This is a genomic window from Promicromonospora sp. NPDC019610, assembly GCF_044389365.1.
In the GTDB taxonomy this organism is placed as follows: domain Bacteria; phylum Actinomycetota; class Actinomycetes; order Actinomycetales; family Cellulomonadaceae; genus Promicromonospora.
In genome coordinates this window covers 1,873,393-1,898,516 of sequence record NZ_JBIRXX010000001.1, presented here as the reverse complement: position 1 = coordinate 1,898,516, position 25,124 = coordinate 1,873,393, and the positions used below count along the sequence as shown (strand labels likewise).

Annotated in this window: 19 protein-coding genes; 8 read left to right on the top strand and 11 right to left on the bottom strand. The window is 73.2% G+C overall.

The window, feature by feature from the left end:
- Nucleotides 1-37: 37 nt before the first annotated feature.
- A complete protein-coding gene (locus tag ACH45N_RS08485; RefSeq protein ID WP_397392953.1) occupies nucleotides 38-631 on the bottom strand; it encodes a hypothetical protein in 594 nt (197 codons plus the stop codon).
- A 153-nt stretch (nucleotides 632-784) separates the two neighbouring features.
- Here ACH45N_RS08485 and ACH45N_RS08480 point away from each other — a divergent pair, with 153 nt between their 5' ends.
- Both ACH45N_RS08480 and ACH45N_RS08475 read left to right on the top strand, forming a co-directional pair.
- Nucleotides 785-1,153, top strand: a complete 369-nt coding sequence (locus ACH45N_RS08480; protein WP_397392952.1) for a YciI family protein — start codon at nucleotides 785-787, stop codon at nucleotides 1,151-1,153.
- The gene (locus ACH45N_RS08475) at nucleotides 1,150-2,400 is read left to right on the top strand and encodes an RNA polymerase sigma factor (RefSeq protein WP_397392951.1); all 1,251 of its coding nucleotides are present in this window, start codon (nucleotides 1,150-1,152) and stop codon (nucleotides 2,398-2,400) included. The genes ACH45N_RS08480 and ACH45N_RS08475 overlap by 4 nt, the downstream gene beginning before the upstream one ends.
- A gap of 306 nt (nucleotides 2,401-2,706) precedes the next feature.
- Here ACH45N_RS08475 and ACH45N_RS08470 read toward each other — a convergent pair whose 3' ends face one another.
- On the bottom strand, nucleotides 2,707-3,747 hold the full coding sequence (locus tag ACH45N_RS08470) for an SDR family oxidoreductase (RefSeq protein ID WP_397392950.1): 1,041 nt from the start codon (nucleotides 3,745-3,747) through the stop codon (nucleotides 2,707-2,709).
- Nucleotides 3,748-3,801: 54 nt separating this feature from the next.
- Between ACH45N_RS08470 and ACH45N_RS08465 the strand changes: the two genes are divergently transcribed.
- Nucleotides 3,802-4,455 carry a TetR/AcrR family transcriptional regulator gene (locus ACH45N_RS08465; protein ID WP_397392949.1) on the top strand — a complete coding sequence of 218 codons (654 nt, stop codon included), beginning with the start codon at nucleotides 3,802-3,804 and terminating at the stop codon, nucleotides 4,453-4,455.
- Between the two features lie 39 nt (nucleotides 4,456-4,494).
- Here ACH45N_RS08465 and ACH45N_RS08460 read toward each other — a convergent pair whose 3' ends face one another.
- The 4 genes from ACH45N_RS08460 to ACH45N_RS08445 are packed head-to-tail and all read right to left on the bottom strand — an operon-like array spanning nucleotide 4,495 to nucleotide 9,967.
- Nucleotides 4,495-6,663, bottom strand: a complete 2,169-nt coding sequence (locus ACH45N_RS08460; RefSeq protein WP_397392948.1) for a glycoside hydrolase family 2 protein — start codon at nucleotides 6,661-6,663, stop codon at nucleotides 4,495-4,497.
- Nucleotides 6,664-6,691: 28 nt separating this feature from the next.
- The gene (locus ACH45N_RS08455; protein ID WP_397392947.1) at nucleotides 6,692-7,624 is read right to left on the bottom strand and encodes a carbohydrate ABC transporter permease; all 933 of its coding nucleotides are present in this window, start codon (nucleotides 7,622-7,624) and stop codon (nucleotides 6,692-6,694) included.
- Nucleotide 7,625: 1 nt separating this feature from the next.
- Nucleotides 7,626-8,546 carry a carbohydrate ABC transporter permease gene (locus ACH45N_RS08450; protein WP_397392946.1) on the bottom strand — a complete coding sequence of 307 codons (921 nt, stop codon included), beginning with the start codon at nucleotides 8,544-8,546 and terminating at the stop codon, nucleotides 7,626-7,628.
- Nucleotides 8,543-9,967, bottom strand: a complete 1,425-nt coding sequence (locus ACH45N_RS08445; RefSeq protein ID WP_397392945.1) for an ABC transporter substrate-binding protein — start codon at nucleotides 9,965-9,967, stop codon at nucleotides 8,543-8,545. Before ACH45N_RS08445 ends, ACH45N_RS08450 begins: the two co-directional genes overlap by 4 nt.
- A 146-nt stretch (nucleotides 9,968-10,113) precedes the next feature.
- On the opposite strand from ACH45N_RS08445, the gene ACH45N_RS08440 reads away from it, so the two are divergent.
- The 4 genes from ACH45N_RS08440 (at nucleotide 10,114) to ACH45N_RS08425 (ending at nucleotide 15,698) form a co-directional block, all read left to right on the top strand.
- The gene (locus ACH45N_RS08440; RefSeq protein WP_397392944.1) at nucleotides 10,114-11,115 is read left to right on the top strand and encodes a LacI family DNA-binding transcriptional regulator; all 1,002 of its coding nucleotides are present in this window, start codon (nucleotides 10,114-10,116) and stop codon (nucleotides 11,113-11,115) included.
- Nucleotides 11,116-12,022: 907 nt separating this feature from the next.
- Entirely contained in the window at nucleotides 12,023-14,005 is a 1,983-nt protein-coding gene (locus ACH45N_RS08435; protein WP_397392943.1) for a ricin-type beta-trefoil lectin domain protein, read from the top strand.
- Nucleotides 14,006-14,191: 186 nt separating this feature from the next.
- Nucleotides 14,192-14,950 carry a C40 family peptidase gene (locus tag ACH45N_RS08430; RefSeq protein ID WP_397392942.1) on the top strand — a complete coding sequence of 253 codons (759 nt, stop codon included), beginning with the start codon at nucleotides 14,192-14,194 and terminating at the stop codon, nucleotides 14,948-14,950.
- Nucleotides 14,951-15,071: 121 nt separating this feature from the next.
- Nucleotides 15,072-15,698, top strand: a complete 627-nt coding sequence (locus ACH45N_RS08425) for a class I SAM-dependent methyltransferase (protein ID WP_397392941.1) — start codon at nucleotides 15,072-15,074, stop codon at nucleotides 15,696-15,698.
- Nucleotides 15,699-15,837: 139 nt separating this feature from the next.
- Here the strand turns inward: ACH45N_RS08425 and ACH45N_RS08420 are convergent, their stop codons facing one another.
- Nucleotides 15,838-16,566 carry an SDR family oxidoreductase gene (locus ACH45N_RS08420; protein WP_397392940.1) on the bottom strand — a complete coding sequence of 243 codons (729 nt, stop codon included), beginning with the start codon at nucleotides 16,564-16,566 and terminating at the stop codon, nucleotides 15,838-15,840.
- A 74-nt stretch (nucleotides 16,567-16,640) separates the two neighbouring features.
- Between ACH45N_RS08420 and ACH45N_RS08415 the strand changes: the two genes are divergently transcribed.
- The gene (locus ACH45N_RS08415) at nucleotides 16,641-17,030 is read left to right on the top strand and encodes a MerR family transcriptional regulator (RefSeq protein ID WP_397392939.1); all 390 of its coding nucleotides are present in this window, start codon (nucleotides 16,641-16,643) and stop codon (nucleotides 17,028-17,030) included.
- Here ACH45N_RS08415 and ACH45N_RS08410 read toward each other — a convergent pair.
- From ACH45N_RS08410 to ACH45N_RS08395, 4 genes are all read right to left on the bottom strand, one after another.
- On the bottom strand, nucleotides 17,011-18,192 hold the full coding sequence (locus ACH45N_RS08410; protein ID WP_397392938.1) for a cation:proton antiporter: 1,182 nt from the start codon (nucleotides 18,190-18,192) through the stop codon (nucleotides 17,011-17,013). The two genes, ACH45N_RS08415 and ACH45N_RS08410, sit on opposite strands and share 20 nt — an antisense overlap.
- Nucleotides 18,189-19,457 carry a chloride channel protein gene (locus ACH45N_RS08405; protein ID WP_397392937.1) on the bottom strand — a complete coding sequence of 423 codons (1,269 nt, stop codon included), beginning with the start codon at nucleotides 19,455-19,457 and terminating at the stop codon, nucleotides 18,189-18,191. The genes ACH45N_RS08410 and ACH45N_RS08405 overlap by 4 nt, the downstream gene beginning before the upstream one ends.
- A 141-nt stretch (nucleotides 19,458-19,598) precedes the next feature.
- Nucleotides 19,599-21,191, bottom strand: coding sequence for a peptide chain release factor 3 (locus tag ACH45N_RS08400; RefSeq protein ID WP_397392936.1), 1,593 nt, complete (start codon nucleotides 21,189-21,191; stop codon nucleotides 19,599-19,601).
- A 166-nt stretch (nucleotides 21,192-21,357) separates the two neighbouring features.
- Entirely contained in the window at nucleotides 21,358-24,894 is a 3,537-nt protein-coding gene (locus ACH45N_RS08395) for a family 43 glycosylhydrolase (RefSeq protein ID WP_397392935.1), read from the bottom strand.
- Nucleotides 24,895-25,124: the final 230 nt, after the last annotated feature.

Here is a 25,124-nt window from a genome sequence, read left to right as displayed (position 1 = left end):
AGGGGATGTGCCTCCAGCCGGACGACGGGTCGGTCGGTCAGTCGCAGCTGTCGCAGACGCCCGTCGCCGGGAGCTGCATGTAACAGGTGGGGCAGGTCGGCGGGGCCGGCTCCGGCTCCTGCGCGGCCGCGGCCTTCGTCTTCCTCGTGCCCGAGGCCTTCGCCGCACTGGTCCGGCCGGCCGGCGTGGTCGGCGTCGACAACACCAGGCGCTCGTAGCCGCCCTCGTCCTTGCGCAGGTCCACGGAGTCCTTGCTGAAGAACGCGGTCACCTCGTGCCCCGTGCCGGGCGAGACCGCGATGTAGGTGCGCGTCGCCGGGATCCAGATGCGGGCCGTGTCGAGGCCCTCCGCGATGGCGCGCATGGCCGGCCGGTTCGCCTGCGGGACGTGCAGCGCCTCGAGCGCCGCGTCGAGCGACTCGAAGTCGTCCCGGCCGGGGTCGCCGTCGAGCGCGATGAGGCACGACCTGCAGATCTTGAACTTCTGGCGGTCCAGCTCGGTGGCGGGGTGGAGCGTCGCCAACCGGCTCGGAGTCAGGTGCGGGCAGTCCTTGCCATGCAGGACCTTGCCGTAGGGCACCCGGTAGAGCAGCTCGATCGGTATCTCCGCCCCCGCTTCCGCAGGAGTCACGATGGACGTAGTCACACTCCAGTATGGCGGCTCGCCGGAGCCCGTCCGGCCACGCGAAGATTTCTTCGGGCCGGTTGTCGTATCCGGCGGGTCCGTGCCGACCAAGGGGTACGACGACGGCAGGGCGCCGTCGCGGAGAACCCAGGAGGAACCATGAAGTACCTGATCCTGATGCAGATCAACCCCACCGTCCTCGAACAGCTCACCCCGGAGCAGAACAAGCTGGTCCAGGACGGGCACGAGGCGTTCATGGCGCACCTCAAGGAGCGTGGCGAGTTCGTCGGCACGCAGGCGCTCGCCGACCCGAGCCAGAGCAAGGTGGTGCGGTCGGTGGCGGGGACGCCGCAGACCAGCGACGGGCCGTTCGCCGAGGCCAAGGAGTTCCTGGGCGGCTTCTACCTGGTGGACGTCGAGGACGAGGCACGAGTCCTGGAGCTCGCCCGCATGATCCCCGACACGTCCATCGACGGGCTGGCGGTCGAGGTACGGCCCGTGATGTTCAGCGACCTCGGGGACCTGTGAACCCTGGGCCGGGGGTCGGCGAGGACCTGCTGCGCGAGCTCGCGCCGCAGGTCCTCGCCCGGCTCGTCCGCACCCACGGCACGGGCCAGTTCGACGTGTGCGAGGACGCCGTCCAGGACGCCCTGCTCGCGGCGTACCGCCAGTGGCCGGCCGAACCGCCGTCGGACCCGCTGGCCTGGCTCGTCACCACGGCCCGGCGCCGGTACGTGGACCGCGTGCGTGCCGACAGCCGGCGGCGTGACCGCGAGGCCCGGGAGGCGCTCCTGGCCCACCCGCTGAGCACACCGCCGGACGGCGCGGACCCGGGTGCCTCCCCGGCCGACGACAGCCTGCTCCTGCTCCAGCTCTGCTGTCATCCCGCGCTCGCCCGCCCCGCGCAGGTCGCCCTGACGCTGCGCGCCGTGGCCGGCCTGACGACGGCGCAGATCGCGAACGTCCACCAGCTCCCGGAGGGGACCGTCGCCCAGCGCATCACGCGTGCCAAGCGCCAGCTGGCCGAGCTCGGCGGGGACCTGCCCCGGCCTCGCGACGCCGCCGAACGGCTCAGCCCCGTGCTCGACGTCCTCTACGCGATGCTGACCGAGGCCCACCACACGACGTCGGGCACGCCCGCCCGCGACGCGGACCTCGCGGCGGAGGCGATCCACCTGGCCCGCCTGCTGCGCCAGGCCCTGCCGAAGGACCCCGAGGTGGCCGGGCTGCTCGCGCTCATGCTGCTCACCGCGTCGCGCGCGCCCGCACGGCAGGCGGACGACGGCTCCCTGGTGCCGCTGGACGAGCAGGACCGGACCCGGTGGGACCGCGCCCTCGTGCGCGAGGGCGTCGCCCTGGTCGAGGCGACCGTGCCCGGTGCGGAGCCCGGGCCCTATCTGCTGCAGGCCTGCGTCGCGGCGCTGCACGCCGAGGCCGCCGACACCGCCTCGACCGACTGGTCGGAGATCCTCGCGCTGTACGGCGTCCTGGAGGTCGTGACCGGCCGGCAGAACCCGACGATCACGCTCAACCGGATCGTCGCCGAGGCGCAGGTGCGCGGCGACGGTGCGGCGCTGGCCTCGCTCGACGACCTGGACCGGCAGCACCCCGGTCTGCCCCGCCTCGACGCCGTCCGCGCGCACCTCCTGGAACGCCTGGGCCGGACGACGGAGGCCGCCGACGCGTACCGCCGGGCCGCCCGGTCCACCCACAACCTCGCCGAGCAGCAGTACCTGAACCGGCGCCTGCGGGCCCTTCGGCCGGAGCCTCGCTGAGGGACCTCCGGTGAGGTCGGCAGGTCGTCCGGTGCGGTCGACGTCGGCAGGTACGTCGAGGTCGGCAGCGCGCGCGGCGCGCGGCCCGGCACCTCGATCGTGACGGTGACGGCCAGCTGCGTCGAGGTCGGCAGCTTCCTGCGAGGTCGGCAGCCTGCGTCGAGGTCGGCACAGGCCTGTGCCGACCTGGATGCGGACTGCCGAGTCTGCGATCCAAACTGCCGATCGCCCGGCTCACCCTGCCGACCACCCGGACCGCCCGGCTCACCCTGCCGACCGCCCGGCTCACCCTGCCGGCCGCCCGGCTCACGCCGCCGGTCGCACCGCGCCGCGCGGCCGGACGAGCCCCAGCTCGGCGAGGCTGCGGCCGGTGTCGACCAGCGTCTCCCGCACGGGCCGCATGTCCCAGCCGAGCTCGCGACGGGCCTTGTCCGCGCTGACGAGCTCCGCATTGCCGACGAAGTCGAGGCCGAGCCGCACCTCCCGGTCGAACCGGCCGACCGTCCAGAGCATCCAGTACGGCATCCGGCGCCGCGGCACGCGGTACCCCTGCGGCCCGAACTCCTCGTCGAGGATCCGTGCGAGGTCGCCGAACCAGAAATTGTCGCCGGCGCAGATGTACCGCTGACCCGCGGCGTCAGGCTTCTCCATGGCGAGCCGGTGCGCCCGCGCCACGTCCCGCACGTCGACCGGGGCGAACCCGAGCTCCGGGACCGCCGGGATCTCCCGGCCGAGGAGTCTGCGCACCAGCGACACCGACGTGCCGGACGCCGCGTGCTGCACCGGGCCCAGGACGAGCCCCGGGTTGATCACCGCGAGCTCCAGCTCGGGGTGGTCCGCGACGAAGTCCCAGGCCGCGCGCTCCGCCAGCGTCTTGCTCTTGGCGTAGGGCGCGATCCGGTCCGGGTCGCTCCAGTCCTCCTCGGTGCACCGCCGGTCGCCCGCGCGCGAGGCGGCCGCGCTCACGGCGGCGAGGGACGACGTCATGACCACGCGCCGCACCCCGGCCCGCGCGCTCGCCCCCAGGACCCGCAGGGTGCCGTCGACGGCCGGCCCGACCAGCTCGTTCTCGTCCCGCGGCGGCGCGGCCGGGAACGGCGACGCCATGTGCAGCACGTACTCGCGCCCGGCCACGGCGTCGTCCCAGCCGTCGTCGCGGGACAGGTCGGCCTCCACCAGGTCGAGCCGCCCGCCGACCACCCCGGCGATGCGGCGCAGGTGCGACACGCGGGCGGGATCGCGCAGCGAGCGCACCGTCCCGCGCACCTCGTGACCGTTCCTGAGCAGCTCCTCGATCGCGTGCCCGGCGATGAACCCCGTGGCGCCGGTGACAAGAACCCTCGACATCGCGTCTCCAGTCTGAGCAGTGTTTAGATAATGAGCACCGTATAGATTGCCGCTATGGAGGTCAACGGGTCACGTAAACGGGAGACGTACCACCACGGCGCGCTGCGCGAGGAGCTCGTCGAGGCCTGCGTGCGGCTCATCGAGGCCGAGGGGATCGCCGCCGTGAGCCTGCGGCGCGTCGCGCGCGAGGCGGGCGTGAGCCCGGGCGCGCCCTACCACCACTTCGCGGACCGAGCGGCGCTGCTGTCCGCGATATCGGCCCGCGGCTTCGACCTGCTCACCCAGGACCTGCTGGGCGCGGTCGGCCGGCCGGGTACGACATCGGGGGGCGACGAGGTGTCGCGCACGGTCGCCGCCTACGTCGCCTTCGCCCGGCGGCAGCCGGGGCACTTCCAGGTCATGTTCCGCCCCGAGCTCTCCGAGCCCGAGAAGCACCCGGCCGTGCAGGAGGCGGGCGACGCCGCCCTCCAGGTGCTGACCGACCTGGTCGGGCGGCTCGGCGTCGCCGACCCGCACGCGCTCGGGCTCACGCTCTGGGCCACGGGCCACGGCCTGGCGGCGCTGGCGCTCGACGGCCTGCTGGACCAGAAGGCCGAGACCTGGGACACCGACCCCGACGACCTGCTCGCCCGCGCCGTCGGCCAGATCGGCCGGTCGGTCGACGCCCTCACCGGGCTGCCCGACGAGGCGCGGCAGCACGAGGCCTGACCCCGCCGCGCGGCGGGGTCAGGCCTGGTCAGGCTTTCGTCACGCCCAGCGCTCGCCGCGCCGGTTGGGCTCCTCGATCGGCCCCGCGTCGACGAAGGTCCGCGCCCGCACGGCCCCGTCGTCGCCCACGAGCCACAGGTGCAGGCGGGCCGACGACGCCGCGCCGGGCGGCGGCACCGTGACCCGGACGGCCGGGCTGAGCACGAACGGCTTGGCCTCGACGGTGTCCGACGCGACGCCGGACGCCCCGGCGTCGTCACTAGACCCGCCGCCGAGCAACCCGCCGTCGCCGTCGCGAACCTCGCCGAACGGCGTGCCCGCCGGAACCCAGGCCGCGCGGACCCGCCCACGCACGACCCCCGGGCCGTGGTGCGAGACGTGCACGTCGAGGCCGAGCTCGCCGTCGGGTACGGGGAGATCGGCGCCCGCGTGCGCGGGGACCAGGTCGACGACCAGCACCGTCTCGGCGTTCATGTCGCGCGGTTCGAGGCCGCCGCGGTCCTTGGGCCGGCGGTCGACGTCGAGCAGGCCCGCCATCTCGTGCTCGACATCGGTCAGCTCGGTGTAGACGTAGCCGGCGAAGCGGTCGTGGCGGCGCAGCTCCTGGGTCTGCCAGCGCAGGTGCCAGGCCCGTTCGAGGCTGGTGAAGCCCGCCCCGTACTCGCTGTTCAGCACGGGCAGGCCGGTGCGCGGGTGGTCCGCCGACCCGTACAGCGACTTCCTGGCCAGGAAGTCGGCCGCGAGCCGGACCGGGAAGTGCTCGCTGGTGCCGTCCGCGAGCGCCGCGACGTTCGCGGCCCAGGCGGCGGGGTCCTCGTCGTAGTAGTGCCAGTCCACGAGGTCGGTGCGGACGTGGGCCCAGCCGGAGTTCTCGACGACGGGGCGTGTGTCGTCCAGGGCGCGCAGCGTGTCGTAGGCCCGGACGGCGGCGGCGGCGCGGTCGGTGCTGCCGGGGATGTCCCAGTCGAGGCCCCACTCCTCGTTGTAGAGGCCCCAGATCACGATGCTCGGGTGGTTGCCGTCGCGCTCGACCATGGGGGCGACCTGCTCCTCGAAGGCCCGCGCGGCCTCGGGGCTGAACCGGCTGGGGGCGGGCGGCTCGGCCCAGACCAGCATGCCCGTGCGGTCGGCGTGGTGCAGCCAGCGGGGGTCCTCCAGCTTGATGTGCTTGCGGACCAGGTTGTAGCCGAGGTCGCGGGCGTGCTCCAGGTCGGCGACCAGGGTGTCGACGTCGGGGGCGGTGAGGCCGGTCTCGGGCCAGTAGCCCTGGTCGAGGACGCCGCGCAGGTAGATCCGCTCGTCGTTGAGGTACAGGTGCTCGCCGCGCCGCTCGATGCGGCGCAGCCCCCCGGTGATCGCGACGGCGTCGGGCGCGCCGGCGCCGCCCCCGGCCCGGGTCGTCACCGTGAGCACGTACAGGTGCGGGTCGGCCGGGCTCCAGAGCCGGGGTTCCGCGATCTCGATCCGGCCCGACGCCGCGCCCGCGCCGTCGGCGACCAGCTCGACCCGCTCCCCCGCACCCGCCGCGCCGTCCGGACCAACCGCGCCCGACCCGGCCGTCACCTCGACCGTCACCACCGCGCCCGCGGGCGCGTCGCCGGCGACGCCGACCGTCACGTCGAAGCCGGTCAGCGAGTCGCCCCGCACCGCGACGCGCGCCGCATACGTGCGGCCGCGCGCCTCCAGCCAGACGGGCTGCCAGATGCCGGAGGTCGGGGTGAACGAGACGCCGTCGTAGTCGTCGCGCGGGATGGAGCGCTGCTTGCCGTGCGGGATGGCGCGCTTGTCGGCGGGCGCGTGCACCTCGACCTCCAGCGTCCCGGTGACGCCGGCCGCAAGGACGCCGTCGAGGTCGACCTCGAACGGGGTGGACCCGCCGACGTGCTCGGCGACCTGGACGCCGTCGACCCGGACGATCGCGTGATGGTGCACGGCGCCGAAGCACAGCACGGCCCGCGACCCCGCCCAGGCCGCGGGAACGGTGACGGCCCGCCGGTAGGTCGCGTGCTCCAGCCAGGTGCGCCCGACGCCGGAGGCCGCCGTCTCCCAGGCGAACGGGACGGTGACCGGCACCGTGCCGCCGGGCACGTCGAGGTCCCACGTGCCGTCCAGGCTGGTCCAGCGGTCGGAGCGGTCACGGTCGGGCCGGGGGTAGACGGGGGCTGCGTCGGGGCGGGCTGCGTGGGGGCGCGGGAGAGCCGAGGTCATGTGTGTCTGCCTTTCAGGAATGCGGGGTTCAGCCCTTGACGCTTCCGGCGAGGATGCCGTTGATGAAGTGCCGCTGGAGTGCGATGAAGACGATGAGGAGCGGGACGAGCGCGATCGACGCGGCGGCGAGCAGCTCGCCGGTCACGGTCGCGTAGTCGGCCCCGACGCGGTTGCCGGTGATGTTCTGCGCGAGCGTGGACAGGACCACCTGCAGCGTGGCCATCCGCTCGGAGCTCGCCGCCACCACGGGCCAGACGAAGTCGTTGTAGATGTTCATGACGGTCAGCACCGCGAGCCCGGCCAGGGCGGGCCGGATCACGGGCAGCACGATCCGGGTGAAGATGCCGAACTCGCCGCAACCATCGACCCGCGCGGCGTCGAGCAGCTCGTCCGGGACGTCGGCGATGACCTGCCGCATCCAGAAGATGGCGAAGGCGTCCACGGCGCCGGGCAGCACGAGCGCCTGGTAGGTGTTGACCCAGCCCAGGGCCTTCATCTCCAGCAGCAGCGGGATGATCAGCACGATCGTGGGCAGCATGAGCGTGATCAGCACGGTGCCGAACAGCAGGTCGCGACCCGGGAACCGGTACTTGGCGAACGCGTAGGCGGCCAGCGGGGCGCAGAACAGGGTGATGGTCCCCTTGGTGACCAGCACGACGGCGGTGTTGAGGAAGCCCTGACCGATCGGCACGTCGGCGAACATCCGGCGGTAGTTGTCGAGGGTGAACGCCGTCAGGTCCAGGCCCAGCGGGTCGCTGATGATCTGGGTGGCCGGCTTGAACGCCGAGACCAGCGCCCAGGCGACCGGGGCGAGGAAGGCGAGGGCGAGCAGCAGCAGGAAGGCCTGGGAGCCGACGACGGCGGGCAGGTCGCGGGGGCCTGTCCGGGGCGGCCGGGCCGCCGTCACACGGGTCCGGGCTGGGCGGGTCCCGGCCGGGCCGGGGGCGTGCAGGGTGGTCATGTCAGTCCTCCGTCCGCAGGAACCGGACGAACAGCAGCGAGAGACCCATGACGACGACCACGAGCAGGAACGAGTTCGCCGCCCCGGTGCCGAGGTCGCCGCGGGTGATGTGCTCGTACAGGTGCAGGCCAGCGGTGGTCGTCGAGTTGTAGGGGCCGCCGTCGGTCACGACGAACGGCTCGGCGAACATCTGGAACACGGCCAGCGTCTGGAGCACCACGGAGAACATCAGGGTGCGCCGCACGAGCGGCACGGTGATGCTCCAGAGCTGGCGGCTGCGGGAGGCGCCGTCGATCGAGGCGGCCTCGTAGACGCTCGCGTCGATCGACTGCAGGCCCGAGAGCAGGATGATCACGATGAAGCCCGTGGTCTTCCACAGGAACAGCAGTGCGAGGGTCGGCTTGGCCCACGCGCTGGTGGTGAGCCAGCCGACGTCGGGCAGGCCGACGAGGTTGAGCAGGCCGTTGACCGCCCCGAACTCCTGGTCGAAGACCACCACCCAGATCTGGGCGACGGCCACGAGCGGCGTCACGAACGGCACCAGGAACGCGATGCGGTAGAAGGAGCGCATCCGGATCTTCGCGTTGTTCAGCAGCACCGCGACGAGCAGGCCGAGCACCACCTGCACCGGCACGATCATCAGCCAGAGCACGGCCGAGTTGGCCAGCGAGCCCCAGAACATGTCGTTGCCGAGCAGGTAGGTGTAGTTGTCCCAGCCGACCCACGTCGCCGCGCCCGAACCGCGCCAGTCGGTGAAGCTCAGGCGCAGCGTGAACAGCATCGGGTAGACGCTGAACGCGACGAAGATCGCGACGAACGGCAGGACGAACACGTACGGCGCGACCTTGCGGGGCAGCCAGGGCCGCAGCAGCGGCCGGCCCTGGCGGCCCCGGACGCGCTCCGGGCTGACGAGCGTGCTCACTGCCGGTCGACGAGGTTCGTCTGGATGTCGGCGGTCGACCGCTCGATGACCTCGTCGGGGGTCATGTCGCCGTCGTACATCCGCTGGACGTTCGTGCCGAGGTAGTCGACCGCGCCGGTCCACCAGGTCGGGGCGGGCGCCCCGCCCGGGATCTGCGCGCCGGCCTCGACCGCGGTGGTCCACAGGTCCTGCCCGCCGAGACCCTCGACCGGGCCGAACAGCGGCTTCGCCGGGTCGGCCGCCGGGGCGTACGCCGGGATCGACGTCGCCAGGCCGTTCGGATAGGTGTCGTTCTCGCCCCAGACGGCGCTGTAGCCGTCCTCGTGGAACATCAGGAACTCGTAGAACAGCCAGGCCAGGTCGGAGTTCTCGCCGTCCTTCGGCAGCACGAACGACGAGCCGCCCATGGCGCCGGAGCGCGCCCCGCCGTCCTCCCACGCGGGCAACGGCATGGCGCGCCAGTCGCCGCTGGTCTTCGTGAGCTGCTGCTCGGGGGCGAAGCTGAACCAGATGGCCCAGGGGTAGAACACCTGGTCACCGGACTCCAGCGCGCCGACGTCGCTGGGCGACAGGTACTCCGCCCGGGTGCCGAGGCCCTCCTGGTTGACGGTGTCGAGCCAGCCGAGCACCTGCCGGTACTCGTCGGAGTCGAGCCGCAGCTCGCCGTTCTCGTCCGCCAGCGCCGTGCCGAGCTGGCTCGCGTACATCTCGAGCTGGAGCTGGCCCAGGAACGGGCTCTGCTCCAGGTGGATCGGCTTCGACCCCGGCACGGCCTCCTGGTACTCGCGGGCCGCCGCCAGCAGATCGTCGTAGGTCTCGATCTCCGTCGCGTCGATCCCGGCCTCGGTCAGCGCCTTCTCGTTGTAGAAGAGCAGGCCCGGGTCGAGGTCGAACGGCACGCCGTAGATGGCGCCGTCCTGCGAGTTGACGTCGATCTTCTGCGGGGCGATGTCGTCCGTGTACGGCGCCAGCACGTCGGTGAGGTCCCAGAGGTAGTCGGAGAAGCCGGCCACCTTGGCGTCGTCGAGGAACACGCCGTCGGGCACGTCGGCCCCGGTGATCAGGGTGTTCTGCAGCTTGGCGTCGATGTCCACGGCCTCGTGGTGCACCGTGATGTCGGGGTAGACCTCGTTGAAGTCGTCGATGACGGCCTCGAACACGTTGAACAGGTCGCCGGACCGGTCCCAGATGGTGATCTCGCCCTGCGGCGACTCCTCGGCGGGGGCCTGGAGGCGGTCGGCGGACGCCGCGGCGTCGTCCGTGCCGGCCTCCCCGCTCGTGATGGCGGGGCCGCACGCGGTGAGCGCGACCGCCAGGGTCAGGGCTCCGGCGGCGACGGACGCCGCGGTGCGGGTGGTGCGGGTGGTGCGGTGCGCGGGCGGGCGGCCGGCGGCCGCGCGGGTGGTGCGAATCGGGTGCATGAGCACTCCCTTGTGCATGCGCGGGGCGTGGCACCCCGCGAGGTTTTCAACGTGTGCAAACTAGCTCGGCTTTGCGTACGTTGCAAGGCCTATCCTTAGGTCCACCAGGATGAAAGGGGACCGCGGTGCCGATCACACTGCGCGATGTGGCAGAGAAAGCCCAGGTCTCGGTGCGGACGGTGTCGAACGTCGTCGCCGGCTACACGCACGTGAGCGAGCGGACCCGGCAGCGCGTGCAGGCCGCGATCGAGGAGCTGGACTACCGGCCCAACCCGGTGGCGCGCACGCTGCGCACGGGGCGTACCGGCGTGCTGGCGCTCGTGGTCCCGGAGATCGACGTGCCGTACTTCGCGGAGCTCGCGCGGGAGGTGATCGACGCCGCCGCCGCGCTGGGGTACCGCGTCATGGTGGACCAGACGGGGCACGACCACGAGCGCGAGCGCCGGCTCCTGACGGGCGCCGACCGCACGATGCTGTTCGACGGCGTCCTGTTCACCCCCCTGGTCACGCAGGGCGAGCTGGCCGAGATGGAGCCCAGCCGGTCGATGCCGCTCGTGCTGCTCGGCGAGCACGACTTCGACGGCCGCTACGACCACGTGGCCATCGACAACGTGCAGGCGGCCCACGACGCGACGGCCCACCTCATCGCGACCGGCCGCACCCGCATCGCGGCGATCGGCGTGCAGCCCGACGAGGACTACACCACCCCGCGCCAGCGCACCGTGGGTTACGAGCGCGCGCTGGCCGAGGCCGGGCTCACCCCTGAACGCGACCTGCTGCGCCCGGCGGCGCACTACAGCCGGGCCGACGGGTACGACGCCGCCACGGCGCTGCTCGCCCTGCCCGAGCCGCCCGACGCGATCTTCTGCTACTCCGACCTGCTCGCCATGGGCGCGATGCGCGCCGTCTTCGACGCCGGCCGGAGCGTGCCCGACGACGTCGCCGTGATCGGCGTCGACGACATCGAGGAGGGCAAGTACACGCACCCCAGCCTGTCCACGGTCTCCCTCGACACCCCGTTCATCGCCCGCCAGGCGGTGGGCCGGATCGCCGAGCGCATCGACCACCCGGACACCCCGGCGGTCGAGGTCACGGCGCCGCACACGCTGGTGGCCCGCGAGAGCACGGCGGTGCCGGGCGGGGGGTGACGGCGGGGGGCTCCGACCGCGGAGCCGAGGGCGACGGCGGGGGGCTCCGCTGTTGGAGCCGGTGGTGGCGGCGGGTTCGGCAGTTTGCACCGCAGACTCGGCAGTGCGCACCGAGGTCGGCAGTTTGCCGCGCAGACTCGGCAGTCCGCACCGGCATCGGCAGTTTGCACCGCAGACTCGGCAGTCCGCACCGGCATCGGCAGTTTGCACCGCAGACTCGGCAGTTTGCATCGAGGTCGGCACAGGCCTGTGCCGACCTCGATGCAAAGTGCCGAATGCCTGGCGTCCGGATGACCCGCACGGACACGACGGTGCCAGCCACGAGCTGACGCCGTCGCCCGGCAACGGGGGCTGACCGCGTCGCCCGGCAACAGGGGCTGACGCCGTCGCCCGCCGCCGGGCCGGGCCGGGCCGAGAAGTCACGGTCTACCCAGTCATTGGGCCCGGAACGCACGTGATTCCGGGCCAGATCGCTGGGTAGAACGTGACTTCGCCACGCGCCGGGTGCCGACCGCGCACCATCCGGCGCCGACCGCGCCGCCGGGCGCCGATCATGCACCGCCCGACACCCGAGCCGGGCCGAGCCGGGCCGAGCCGGGCTGGACCAGGCCGGGCCGAGCCGAGCCGAGTCGGGCCGGGCCGAGCCGGCGCGGACACCGGGCCCGGCACCCGAGCCGGGCCGGGCCGGGCTGACTGGAAGTCACGGTCTACCCCGTCATTGCGCCCGGAACTGGCGTGATTTCGGGCGCAATGGCGGGGGCGAGCGCGACTTTGCCGTGCGTGGGTCTTGCAACGTGTGCACATCGTGAGCCACAGTTGGCTTTGCAACGTCTGCAAAGGTGCATCTCGGGCACGACGGCCCGCACCGCTGCCGGACATCACGCGCACGACAAGGAGGTCCTGCACCATGTCTCGACATCTCACGACCCGGCGGAGATCCGCCGCACTGACCGTCGCCCTCGCTGCGGCGTTCGCCCTGGCCGGGGCACCGGCCGGCGCGACGGCGGCGCTGGGAGCCGCGTCGCCCACCACCGCATCAGACCGCACGGGGACAGCGACCCCGGCATCCGCCCTGACCACGACGGTGGCGACCGCAACGGCAACGACAGCCGCGACAACGACAGCGGCCGCGCCGAAGACGGCGGCGACCGCAACGGCACCGGCGACGGCGGCAACCGCAACGGCGGCGGCGACGACGGCGACGGCGACGGCGCCCGCAACGGCCGCGACGGCGGCAACAGCGACGACGACGACGGCAACCGCAACGGCACCAGCGGCGGCAACAGCGGCCTCGACCACGACACCAGCCACACCGGCGTCCGGCGACGTCACCCCCGCCGCCCTCCCCGGCAACGTGCTGTACAGCCCGGACCTGGGCCAGCACCCCAACGGGACCGCCGGCTACCCGCGGGCGGTCCGCCTCGACCACGACCTGAGCGCGAACCAGACGATGCTCGCCACGTTCGCGCGCGGCGGCACCGGCTCCCCCACGGCGCTGCCCGTCTACCGCAGCACCAACGGCGGCCAGTCGTGGTCCGCCGTGTCCACCATCACCTCGAACACACCGGGCTGGGACCTGGAGGCCCCGACGCTGTACGAGGTACCGCGGGCCATCAACGGCCTGGCCGCCGGCGACGTCCTCGCCGCGGGCACCGCGTGGCAGGTCGGCGACTACAGCACCCAGAAGGTCGAGGTCTTCCGCTCGACCGACCGCGGGTCGACCTGGCAGTTCCTGTCCAACTGCACGCAGACCTCGGGCCAGCCCGACACCTGGGGCCACGGCATCTGGGAGCCCGTCTTCCTGGTCACCGAGGACGACCGCCTCGCCTGCTTCATCTCCGACGAGCGCCCCGCGAACACCCCGACCAACAACCAGGTGATCGGGCACTACACGTCGTCCGACGGCGGACGCACGTGGAGCTCCTCGATGACCGTGGACGTCTCCTTCCCGGGCGACAACCTGCGTCGTCCGGGGATGCAGACGTTCGCCGCGCTGCCGGACGGCGACCACCTGATGGCGTACGAGATGTGCCGCGACGCCACCGACCCGGACCACGCCTGCGAGGTGTACGTCAAGCGCAGCGCCAACGGGTACGACTGGGGCGCGGCCGGCGACGCGGGCACCCTGGTGCGCACCGCCGACGCGCGCGAGCTCCTGCACACCCCGTACATCTCGTGGGTCCCGGGCGGCGGCCCGAACGGGACCGTGCTGCTGTCCGGCCAGCGCGTCGTCGCCGGGCCCACCGGGAACAATACGGTCCTCGCGGAGTCGGGCACCGTGCTGTTCGCCAACACCTCGCTCGGCAACGGCGCGTGGACCGAGGCCGCCACACCGGTCACCGTGAACCCGACCGGCGGATACGCCACGGGTGTGCCGTCGTGCCCCGGCTACTCCACCCCGGCCATCCCGCGCGAGGACGGGACCTCCTACCTCTACCTCGCCGCGACGTGGCTCGGCACCGGCAACCAGTGCGAGGTGCGGTTCGGCATCGGCTCGCTCCCCGGACCCACCGGCCCGGTCGGCGCGCCGGGCGGCAAGTGCCTCGACGTCGACACCAACACGGCGGTGAACGGGAACGCCGCCCAGCTCTGGACGTGCGGCACCGCCACCGGCCAGACGTGGTCCATGGGCGCGGACGGCACAGTCCGCGCGTTCGGCCGGTGCCTCGACGTGGACGCCAACGGCACCGCGAACTTCACCAGGGTGCAGCTCTGGGAGTGCAACGGTTCCGGCGCCCAGCAGTGGGACGCGCGGGCCGACGGCTCGCTGTACAACCCGCAGTCGGGCCGCTGCCTGGACGTGCCCCAGGGCAACACCGCCGACGGGACCGACCTGCAGATCTACGACTGCAACGGGCTCTGGACCCAGGTCTGGGTCGTCCCGCAGTAGGCGAGACGGGTGCGGGACGGGCGCTGGTCCCCGTCCCGCACCCGGCGGAAAAAAAGATCACGAGGAGATCACGCCAGGAGGGTCCCGCACCGCCGGATGAGGCGCTAGTGTGGGCGCACCTCGGCTCGGCCCACCACGATGCCGCGTGTGCGCTTTGTCTTCCGAACCAGAAAGGTCCCAGCCTTCATGGATCCCAACCTCGAACCGGCCGCACTCCCCCGTGCACGCGGCCGGCACCGGGCGGCGCACCGCCCCCTGGCCGGCGTCGCGCGCGCCGCGGGCGAGCAGGTCAGCTCGTTCGCCGGACGCGGTGCGGTCGTCGCGGCGGCCGGCGGCGGCGTGCTGCTGTCGCTCATCGCCACCCCGGCCCAGGCGGCACCGGCAACGACGGCGCTGCAGGGCCAGCCCGTCCAGGGCGCGCTCAACACTGCGGACCTCAACGCGCTGACCGCACAGGCCCGCGAGTCGGTCTCGGCCTCGCCGATGATCACCGTTGCCGCGGACGCACAGCTGACGCTGGAGAAGTCAGCCGTCTCCGTGGTCTCCGCCACGGAGAACGCCGAGTACCAGGCGAAGATCGAGGCCGAGGAGGCCGAGCGGGCCGCGAAGGAGCGGGGCGCCTCGGTGGTCTCCATCGCGATGCGGTACCTGGGCGTGCCGTACGTGTGGGGCGGCACCACGCCGTCCGGGTTCGACTGCTCCGGGTTCACGTCCTACGTCTTCGCGCAGGTCGGCATCGACCTGCCGCGTACCTCGTCCCAGCAGCTGTACGCCGGCACGCCGGTGTCGTGGGCCGACGCCCAGGCGGGCGACCTGATCTGGACCCCGGGACACATCGCGATCTACGCGGGCAACGGCATGCAGATCGAGGCGCCGGTCCCCGGCAAGAGCGTGCGGTACACCAGCATCTGGCAGTCCAACCCCACGTTCCTGCGGGTCGGCTGAACCCAGGTCGCGCATTCGGGCGGTGTTGCGGAGAGTTGACGATGTCGACTCCCCGCAACACCGCCCGAGTCGTCTCCCGACCACTGCGCGACGACGTACGACGACCACCGAGCGAGGTGCCATGGTCAGATCACCCGGACCCGATCGGATCCGCCGGCACTGGGACCGGCAGGCGGCGAGCTACGACCGCAGGATGAACGGCGCCGAGCGGATGTTCGGCGACACCCGGGACTGGGTGTGCCGGCAGGCCACCGGCCAGGTGCTGGAGGTCGCCGTCGGCACGGGCCTGAACCTGGGCCTCTACCCCGCGCACACCGCCCTGACCGGGATCGACCTCAGCCCGGCCATGATCGACCTGGCCCGCCGGCACGCCGCCGAGCTGGGCCGCGCGGTCGACCTGCGGGTCGGCGACGCCCAGCGGCTGGAGTTCGACGACGCCTCGTTCGACACCGTGGTCTGCACGTTCGGGCTGTGCGCCGTGCCCGACGACCGCGGCGCGGTCGACGAGATGGTGCGCGTGCTGCGGCCCGGTGGACTGCTGCTCCTGGCCGACCACGTGGTCAGTACCTCGGCTCTCCTGCGGGCGCTCCAGGCCGTGGCGGAGCTGTACAGCGTGCCGGTCCAGAACGAGCACTTCCGGCGCCGTCCGCTGCTGCACGTCGAGGCCGCCGGCCTGGAGATCGACCGGCACGACCGGTTCAACCGCGGCGTCATCGAGCGGCTCGCGGCCCGCCGGCCGGCCCGCTGACCGGCCCGCCGGCCGGCGCCGGAGCCCGCGCCGGCCCCCACACCGGAGCCCGCGCCGGCCCCCACACCGGAACCCGCGCCGGAGCCCGCGCCAGACCTCGCGCCGCGGCCCGGCCCCCCGCCGGCCCCCGGCTCGGAGCTCAGCCCGCCGACATCGCCGCCAGGCCCCGAGCGGTAGCCGCGTCGCGCTCCTCCGGGGTGAGCTGGAGCCAGGCCTTGACGTCCCGGGTCCACTGGTCGGCGAGCACCTCGCCCGAGCCCGCCTCGACGCCGTCGAGCGCGGCGTCCGCCAGGGCCGACGGCGCGATCTTGTCCACGGCCCAGCCCGCCGACATGTCGGTGTCGGCCAGGCCGAGGTGGACGGCGGTCACGAGCGTGCCCTGCCCGGCCAGCTCCAGCCGCACGCCGTTGGTCATCGCCCAGGCGGCGGCCTTGCTCAGGTGGTAGGTGTTCGCGCCGTCGACGCCGAACCACGACATGGCGGACAGCACGTTGACGACGGCGCCGCCGCCGTTCGCGGCGAGCACCGGGGCGAGCTCCCGGATCATCGCCAGGCTGCCGAACAGGTTGGTCTCCAGCTCGTGCCGGACGCCGTCGAGCGGGCCGGTCAGGAGGCTGGTGCCCGTGGTGATGCCGGCGTTGTTGACCAGGAGGGTGACGTCGGGGGCCGCCTCGGCGGCGGCGCGCACGGACGCGGGGTCGGTGACGTCGAGGGCCAGCACCTGCACGCCGGGCAGGTCCACCGACTCCGGACGCCGGGCCGTGGCGTAGACCTTGCGCGCGCCCCGGTCGAGGAGCCGCTGGGCGAAGGCGCGGCCGAGCCCGCGGTTGGCTCCGGTGACGAGGGCGACTGAGTTGTTGATGTCCATGTCCGGTACGCTAAAACCTGACGCTGACGTCAGGGTCAAGCAGGAACTCGCCGAACCACCCGGGAGGGGACGTGATGACGGTCACCGAGGCAGCGGCCGAGGCCAGGACGGAGCCGCCGATCCGCATCGGCGAGGTGGCGCGGGGTGCCGGCGTCTCGGTGCGCGCCGTGCGCTACTACGAGCAGCAGGGGCTGCTCACCGCGGGGCGCAGCCCGTCGGGTCAGCGCCTCTACCCGCCCGAGACGGTCGAGCGCGTGCGGTTCTTCCAGCAGATGTACGCCGCCGGCCTGACCAGCCGCAACATCGCGGAGCTGCTGCCCTGCATCGAGTCCGGGCACACGGACGCCGATCAGCGCACCATGCTGCACGCCGAGCGCGAGCGGATCCGCGCCCGGATCGACGAGCTGCAGACCGCCCTGGACCGGCTCGACCAGGTCATCGAGGTCACGGCGAGCCACCCGTAGGCGCGCGCCCGGCCCGCTCGCCGCCGCGCGCCGGGATCCGGCCGGCCACCAGGGGCAGCACGATCACGGAGAGCACACCCGCGCCGACGAGCGCCGCCCCCGTCTGCGTGGACATGATGCCGCGCTCCACCGCGATCCCCGTCAGCGCGACCAGCAGCGGGAGGGCGGTCGCGGAGTAGAGCGCGGCCTGGACCCGTTCCCCGGTCGGCAGCTCCCGGCGCAGCCACAGCAGCACCGGGCCCCCGCGGACCAGCACCATCAGGGCGAACAGCACCAGGGGCAGGGCGGGCGCGGCCATGATGGAGGCCACGTCCAGCGCCATCCCCGAGCTCACGAAGAACACCGGGATGAAGACCCCGAACGCCACGGCGTCGAGCTTCTTCTCCAGGCTCCCGACGTCGCCGGGTGCCCAGCGCCGCAGCACCATGCCGCCGACGAACGCGCCCAGCACGGCGTCGAACCCGAACGCCGACGCGACCGCGAGCAGGCCCACGAGCAGCAGCACCGTGAGCCGCAGCGTGCTCTGCCCGGTGCCGTGCTCGGAATCCTGGACGAGCCGCACGGCCACCGGCGCCCGGGAGCCCGGCACCAGGGCCACGGCCACGGCGAGCACGGCGAACAGCACGAGCAGCACCGCGGCGGCCCCCGAGCCGCGGGTCCCGAGCAGCAGCGCCATCGCGACGATGGGCCCGAGCTCGCCGTATGCGCCGACCACGAGGACGGCGCGGCCGAACGAGGAGTCGAGCCTGCCGGCGTCCCGCAGCACCGGGAGCACCACGCCGAGCGCGGTGGTGGTCAGCGCGATCGCCCCGGCCGCCAGCTCCTCCTCCTCGTCCGGCCGGACGACCAGGAGGACCACCACCGCCGCCAGCACCAGCGAGGTGCCCCACGCGGCGCCGGCGCGGCGGCCGAGCCGCTCGCGCAGGTGGCTCGGCTGCAGCTCGTAGCCGGCGAGCAGGAAGAGGAAGCCCATCCCGAGGTCGGAGAGCAGCGTGACGTCGTCGGGCTCGGCCATCTTGAGCACGGCCGGCCCGATGAGCACGCCGCCCAGCAGGAGCAGCACCACCTGGGGCAGCCGCGCCCGCACGGGCATCAGGCCGGTCAGCAGCGGCGCGAGCAGCGCCACCAGGAACACCGGCACGAGCGGCGCGTAGACGTTCACGACTCGACCGTCGCGGGCCGGCGGGCGTTGAGCAGGCCCTTGAGCAGCGTGCCGACGAGCGCCCCGAGGATCGCGGGGACGGTGACAGCGGCCCCCGCGCTCACGCAGAGCAGGAGGGCGAGGACGAGGGCGGTCACCGGCATCCCGGCGGCGGCCGCGACCCCGGCGGCGAGGCCGCAGGCCACCAGCGGCGCGAGCGCCGTCCCGGGGATCAGGAGGGCGGCCGCGGCCCCGGCGGCCGCGCCGATGAACACCGACGGGAAGATCGTCCCGCCGTGGAACCCCGTGCCGAGGCTCACGGAGTACGCCGCGGACTTCACGACGGCGACCACGACCAGCGTGCCCGCGGCGGTCGTCGTCGTCACCGTGGACAAGGACTGCTGCCCGGAGAACAGCACGGTGTCCACGTCCGCGCCCGTCGTCGCCCGGACCAGGAGCGCGAGGAGGCCGACGATCAAGCCGCCGGCGAGGAGCGCCACGAACGGGCCGTGCGTCGCCTGCCGCCGCGTGACGGCGCCGAGGCGCATGGCCGCCACGATGAGCCCCGCGGCCACCACGGCCACCAGGGCCCCGGCGAGCAGGTCGACCACGTGGAGGGTGGGGTACGAGCCGAGGTCGCCCATGGACAGCTCGGGGACGTGGACGCCGGGCCAGTCGGCGATCCCGATGCGCACCACGTAGCCCGCGCCGAGCGCCGCGAGGATCGGGACCACCTGGAGCACCGGCTGCTCGGGACGCGGCCGCGCGGAGAGGAACATCGCCTCCAGCACGAGCAGCATCGTGACCACGGGGTTGCCCAGGACCACGCCGAGCGCGGCCGCCGCGGACGCCATGACCAGCACCTTGGACGCATCGGTGCCCAGCCGCCGGTGCACGGCGAAGCCGATGCTGGTGCCGATCGCGAGCAGCGGCGCCTCGGGACCGAGCACCGCGCCGAAGATCAGGGACGACGCCGCGGCCAGCAGCGTCGAGGGCAGCTCGTGCGCCGTGATGTCGAAGGCGAACCCGTCCAGCGGGTGGTGGCCGCCGTGCCCCGGCAGCCGCGACGCGCCGGCGACACCCAGTGCGCCGATCAGCAGCAGGAGCAGCACCCACCACCACGGCACGCCGTCGAGCCCCAGGGTGTTCGGGAGCCAGGTCCACAGCAGCTGCTCGGCGCCGTGGACCAGCGACGTGAAGAGCGTGGCGAAGAGCGCTGCCGCCACGCCGACCACCGCGGGCAGCCCCACGAGCGTGGCCAGCGGCCTCTTGCCCTGTGCGTCCATGGCCGCACCCTCGGTCGCCTAGCGCTGAACATGCCGATCGTCGCACCGCGCCGCGGGGTTCGCGCGCGGACGGCTCCCCCCGGGCGGCCGGTCCGGGGGTGATCTCCTTCGTCAGACGTCGTCAGACGTCGTCGGTTGCCGTCAGACGCCGCTGGCGACCAACGGGATCAGCGGCACGTCCGGGTGGGCGCGCTCGAAGGCCCGGGCGTGCCAGACGTCGCGCAGCAGCACCAGCGGCGTGCCGTCGCCGCGGCGCACGACCTCGACGCCCGGGTAGGCGGCGATGGTGTCGATGTGCTCCGGCGCGGCCTCGCGGGCCAGCGACAGGCCGAGCTGCTCCGTCCGGATGGGCGCCGAGAACTCGTGCTCCATGCGGAAGGTCGCGACCTCGAACTGGAGCGGGCCGACCGCACCGAGGATCGGGTTGCCGTCGCCGCGTGCCTCGGACACCAGGACCTGGACCACGCCCTCCTGCTCGAGCTGCGAGATGCCCTTGCGGAACTGCTTGGACCGGCCCGGGTCGGCCGAGCGGGCGGCCGCGAAGTGCTCGGGCGCGAACACCGGCATCGGCGGGAAGCGCACGTGCGGGCCGGCGGCGTCGAACACCGTGTCGCCGACGGCGAGCGTGCTGGCGTTGACCAGGCCCACGACGTCGCCGGGGTAGGCGTCCTCGACCGTCGACCGCTCGCGCCCGAAGACCGACAGCGCGTACTTCGTGGCGAACGGCCGGCCGGTGCGCTCGTGCGTCACGACCATGCCGCGCTCGAAGCGGCCCGAGCACACGCGGATGAAGGCGACGTGGTCGCGGTGGTTCGGGTCCATGCCGGCCTGCATCTTGAACACGAAGCCGCTGAACGCCTGGTCGACGTCGCGCGCGCCGCCGTCGACGTCGGGCCGCGCGCCGGGCGCCGGGGCGAGGTCCACGACGGCGTCGAGGAGCTGGCGGACGCCGATGTTGGCCAGCGCCGCGCCGAACAGCATCGGCGTCGTGGTGCCGGCGAGGAACGACTCGCGGTCGAGCTCGTCGAGGAGCTGCACGCTCTCGACGGCCTCGGTGTGGTCGTCGCCGAGGGTGTCGGCGGCGGCCTGCGGGGTCAGCAGCTCCTCCTCGGCGATCGATGCGCCGCCCGGGGCGCGGCGGTAGGTGCGCACCTCGCCCGTGGCGCGGTCGAGCAGCCCCAGGAACCGGCCGGCCTCGCCGATGGGCCAGCTCAGCGGCGTCGGGCGCAGGTTGATGCGCTCCTCCAGCTCGTCGCACAGCTCCAGGGCCTCGCGCCCGGGGCGGTCCCACTTGTTGACGAACGTGATGACCGGGACACCGCGGCGGCGGCAGACCTCGAACAGCTTGAGCGTCTGCGGCTCCAGGCCCTTGGCGGAGTCGAGCAGCATGACGGCGGCGTCCACCGCCGTCAGCACGCGGTAGGTGTCCTCGGAGAAGTCGGCGTGGCCGGGGGTGTCCAGGAGGTTGATCACCACGTCGCCGTAGGCGAACTGCAGGGCCGCGGACGTGATGGAGATCCCACGCTTCTGCTCCATCTCGAGCCAGTCGGAGACGACGCCGGCGCGGTTTCCCTTGCCGTGCACCGCCCCGGCCTCGTCGATCGCGTGGGCGTGGAGCGCGAGGGCCTCGGTGAGGGTCGACTTGCCGGCGTCAGGGTGGGAGATGACCGCGATGCTGCGGCGACGTGCCGCCTCGGCCTCGACCGGACGGGCGTCTGAGGTCAGGACGGTCACCGGGCTCCACCATTCAGTTCGTGCTGCACCAACGCCATCCCATCTCCTGCGCCTACCGCTTCCGGACAGCCTGCAACTCTACCCTCCCCCTCCCCTCGTTGAGTGCTGGGTGTCTGCGCTCCCGGACGGCCCAGAGGCGCAGATATCCAGCACTCAGCGGGCGTGGTCAGACGGCGGCGCGGGTTCGGCTGGGTATCTCGGCCGCGACCGGCGCGGTCGGGTCGGAGACCGCCACGCCCGGCAGGGCGCCGGGCGTCGCCGCCGTCACCCGCACGGTCAGGCGGTGCCCGACGTCGGCGGCGGTCGGCCGGTACGTCCGGGCCTCCGCCCCGGCGACCGCCACGCCGTCCCGCAGCCACTGGTAGGCGAACGCGAGCCGCCGCTGATCCCACCGCCCGGACGTCGCGGTGAGCGGCGAGCCGGCCGCGGCCCGGCCGTTCACCTTCGGCGGCCGCTGCGCCCGCGGCTGGACGCCGGCATAGGGCAGCGGGTCCACGCTGGTCAGCGTGGGCGTGACCTGCTGCATGAGGCCGTCGGCGCCGAACGTCAGCCGGTCGATCGTGGTCTCCCGGTGCGTGCCGTCGCCGCCGGGCATCGCGAACCGGTGGTACGCGATGTACCACTCGTCGGTGCCGGGCACCTGGACGATCGAGCTGTGTCCGGTCGCCTGGATGCCCTGGCCGGGGTCCTTGGACAGGATGACGCCGCGGTAGGTCCATGGCCCGTCGACGCTGGTGGCCGTGGCGTAGCCGACGCGGTAGTCGGCGGAGCCGGTGTCGTCGATCGAGTAGGTCAGGTGGTACAGCCCGTCGCGGTAGTTGAGGAACGTCCCCTCCCGGAAGTCCGTGAGCCCGCCGATCCGCGCCAGCGTGTCCTGCTTGATGGACAGCATGTCGTCGCTCAGCTCGGCGTACACCGGGCCGTTCGACGGCCCGCCGTTGCCCCAGAACAGGTAGTACCGGCCGGTCTCCGGGTCCTGGAACGCCGCGGGGTCGATCGCCTGCCCCGACGCGATCGGCTCGTTGTTGAGGATCATCGCCGTCGGCTGCGCGACGAACGGGCCCTCGGGACGGTCGGCGACGGCGACACCGATCGTCTTGCGGTTGTGGGTCGCGTTGTGGCCGGAGAAATAGAAGTAGTACTTCCCGCCCCGCTCGATGATCGTGGGCGCCCAGGCGTTGCCCGTGGCCCACGGCACGTCGCCGTTCGCGCCGTCCAGGGTGAGGATCGGCTCGGCCGAGCGCTCCCAGTCCACGAGGTCCTTCGACGTCCAGACGTGGAAGTCCTTGCCGCCCCAGCCCGCGACGCCGTCCGACGTGGCGTAGAGGTAGTAGCGGTCGCCGAGGTGCGCGATGTTCGGGTCGGCGTACAGCCCCGGCAGCACCGGCGAGCGCATCTCGACGGCGCGCACGGTCCACGCCCGGCTGGCGCCGTCCTGCGCGGTGACGGTGAACGAGCGCGGCCGCGACAGGTCGATCGGCCCCGTGACCTGCGGCGAGACCGTCGAGGTGGACACGACCTGGAAGGCCGGCTCCAGCGCGGTCACGTCGGTCCCGGGCGTCACCGGCAGCGTCACGGTCGACGTCGCGGCATCGATGACGGCGGGCACCTTCAGGGCGTCCAGCTCGACGCCGGTGATGGCGGTCGGGTCCGCCCCGAGCTCCCGCACCTCGTCGGCCGACAGGGCACGGTTGTAGATGCGGAAGTCGCGCACCGCGCCCTTGAGGTACCGGTCCGCGGTGTAGGTGGAGCGTCCGATGTAGTTGGCCGTGGTCCGGCCGTCGCCGATGTCGCCGGGCTCGATCGTGACGCCGGTCTTCTCGCCCACCCGGGCGCCGTCGAGGTAGAGCCGGGCGGTGCCGTCCTGGAGCGTGTAGGTCAGCGTCTTCCAGGCGCCGCGCGGCAGCGCCGCGCCCGAGGCGACGGTCTGCTCGGTGGACCAGTTGCCGGTCGCGATCGAGGAGCGGTAGTTGTTCCCCGTCGTGAACAGGTAGCCGTTGCCGACGCCGCCGCCGTCGGTGTTGCCCAGGCCCCAGATGAAGTACGGCGTGGCCTGCGCGGGGTCCAGCCAGACCTTGGTCGAGACCGTGATGGCGTCGAGCCCGGCCATCATGTCGTCGGGCAGCCGCACGTGGCCGTTCGTGCCGCCCAGGTTCAGCCCGCCGTCGGCCCAGGTGGCGTCGCCGCTGACGACGCCGTCGTACCCGTGGCCGGTGCCGTCCGCGGCGACCGTTCCCGCGGTCTCGTCCAGCGCGTACTGTGCGACCAGGCCGTTCTCGTCGGCCACGACCGGCGTCGGCGGCTCGGGAACGACGATGCCCTCGCGCAGCGCCGCGAGCTCGGCGGCCGTGACGGGGATGACGGTGCCGTGGCGTGGGCTCGCGGGCAGGTCGTAGTCCGCGGGCACCTGCCAGTCCGGGTGCTCCAGGTCGTCGGTGCCGAGCGGGATGTAGCCGCGGCCGCCGTACTCGTCGACGAACAGGTAGTACGGCGCGCCGGAGGCGTCGCCCGGGTTGGCCTTGAACACCGTGGGGCCCTCGACCGCTGAGGTGCCGGCCTCCCGGCCGATGCACCCGGCCATGAACTCCCAGGCCGGGTCGCCGGGCAGGTCGACGGCGGTCAGCGACGCCGACTTCTCCTGGATGATGTCGGAGCAGCCGGTACCGCCGCCGCCCTCGTCCTTGGTGAAGCGGTAGTAGACGTCGTTCTCCCGAATCACCGTGGAGTCGATCCGCGACTCGCCGCGGTCCTGCCACACCTGTGCCTCGCTGAACGTCACGAAGTCGCGCGTGGTGGCGTAGAGCATGCGGTTGTAGGCGCTGCCGGTGTGGTCCGGGTCGTCGGCGGCGTAGAGCTTCGAGGCCCAGAACACGACGTACTGCCCGAGCGTCTCGTCCCAGTAGGCCTCGGGCGCCCAGGTGTTGCCCGCGTTGTCGGGCGAGACCTTGATGTGCCGCTGCTCGGACCAGGTGATCAGGTCCGTGGACTCCCAAACCTCCAGGTACTGGCTGCCGTGCCGCTGCGCCGCGTCCCAGTCGCCGTTGCGCCCGATCGAGAGGTCGGTCGCGATCAGGAAGAACCGGTCGCCCTCGGGCGAGCGGATCAGGAACGGGTCCCGCAGGCCCCGGGTGCCCTCGGTGGACTCCAGCGTGGGCTGCCCGTCGTTCACCTCGTCCCAGGTCAGGGCGTCGTTGCCGCGGCTCGCGGCGAAGTAGATCTTCTCGCCGGCGACCGAGTTGCCCGTGAAGTAGCTGAACGCGTAGCCCTCGTACGGGGCCGCCTCCGGCTGCTCGCGGACCGTCAGCGGGATCTCCCGGACCGCGGTCGCGCCGCCGACGTCGGCGGTCGCGGTCAGCGTGACCGCCGCGTCGCCCGCGCCGTGCGCCGGCCGACGGACGATGCCGTCGGCGGCGACCACGCCGGGGTCGGAGGACGCCCACGTGACGCTCGCGCCGTGCGGGCCGGACGTCGGCAGGGTGAGGTGGCTGCGGACGTCGTCGGCGTGCACGACGTCGAGCGCGGCGGCCGCGGCGTCCGCCTCCGCCTGGGCCGCGCCGGCTGTGGTGCTGTCGGCGGTCGCGGGCAGGTGCGCCGCCGAGGCGCTTGCGGGGAGGAGGGGAACCAGGCTGCCGAGCAGTGCGACGACGGCGCCCGTGGCGGCCGCGCGCAGGGGCAGGCGGAAAGGACGAGTGCTTCTTTGCACAGTGACCTCGCGAGAATGTGAGCGTTAACAGTCGCGTCATCCGACCATCGGCGGATCACCGTGTCAAGGGACCGGGGCGAAAAAGCGTGGCGCCGTCCGAAGCCCGGCCCGTAGGGTCGCCCGCGATATGAACGCAATGATCAGGCAGCGTTCCGCCCGCTAGCGGCGCGGAACGCACACCACCACCCAGCGCGTGCTCCGCGCCGCCGGCTTCCGCCGGGCGGCGCGTT

Excerpts from the sequence above, each read along its gene's own strand:
- ACH45N_RS08480 (WP_397392952.1), top strand. The coding sequence starts at position 785 with ATGAAGTACCTGATCCTGATGCAGATCAACCCCACCGTCCTCGAACAG.
- ACH45N_RS08470 (WP_397392950.1), bottom strand. The coding sequence starts at position 3,747 with ATGTCGAGGGTTCTTGTCACCGGCGCCACGGGGTTCATCGCCGGGCAC.
- ACH45N_RS08465 (WP_397392949.1), top strand. The coding sequence starts at position 3,802 with ATGGAGGTCAACGGGTCACGTAAACGGGAGACGTACCACCACGGCGCG.
- ACH45N_RS08460 (WP_397392948.1), bottom strand. The coding sequence starts at position 6,663 with ATGACCTCGGCTCTCCCGCGCCCCCACGCAGCCCGCCCCGACGCAGCC.
- ACH45N_RS08455 (WP_397392947.1), bottom strand. The coding sequence starts at position 7,624 with ATGACCACCCTGCACGCCCCCGGCCCGGCCGGGACCCGCCCAGCCCGG.
- ACH45N_RS08445 (WP_397392945.1), bottom strand. The coding sequence starts at position 9,967 with ATGCACCCGATTCGCACCACCCGCGCGGCCGCCGGCCGCCCGCCCGCG.
- ACH45N_RS08435 (WP_397392943.1), top strand. The coding sequence starts at position 12,023 with ATGTCTCGACATCTCACGACCCGGCGGAGATCCGCCGCACTGACCGTC.
- ACH45N_RS08430 (WP_397392942.1), top strand. The coding sequence starts at position 14,192 with ATGGATCCCAACCTCGAACCGGCCGCACTCCCCCGTGCACGCGGCCGG.
- ACH45N_RS08425 (WP_397392941.1), top strand. The coding sequence starts at position 15,072 with ATGGTCAGATCACCCGGACCCGATCGGATCCGCCGGCACTGGGACCGG.
- ACH45N_RS08420 (WP_397392940.1), bottom strand. The coding sequence starts at position 16,566 with ATGGACATCAACAACTCAGTCGCCCTCGTCACCGGAGCCAACCGCGGG.
- ACH45N_RS08415 (WP_397392939.1), top strand. The coding sequence starts at position 16,641 with ATGACGGTCACCGAGGCAGCGGCCGAGGCCAGGACGGAGCCGCCGATC.
- ACH45N_RS08405 (WP_397392937.1), bottom strand. The coding sequence starts at position 19,457 with ATGGACGCACAGGGCAAGAGGCCGCTGGCCACGCTCGTGGGGCTGCCC.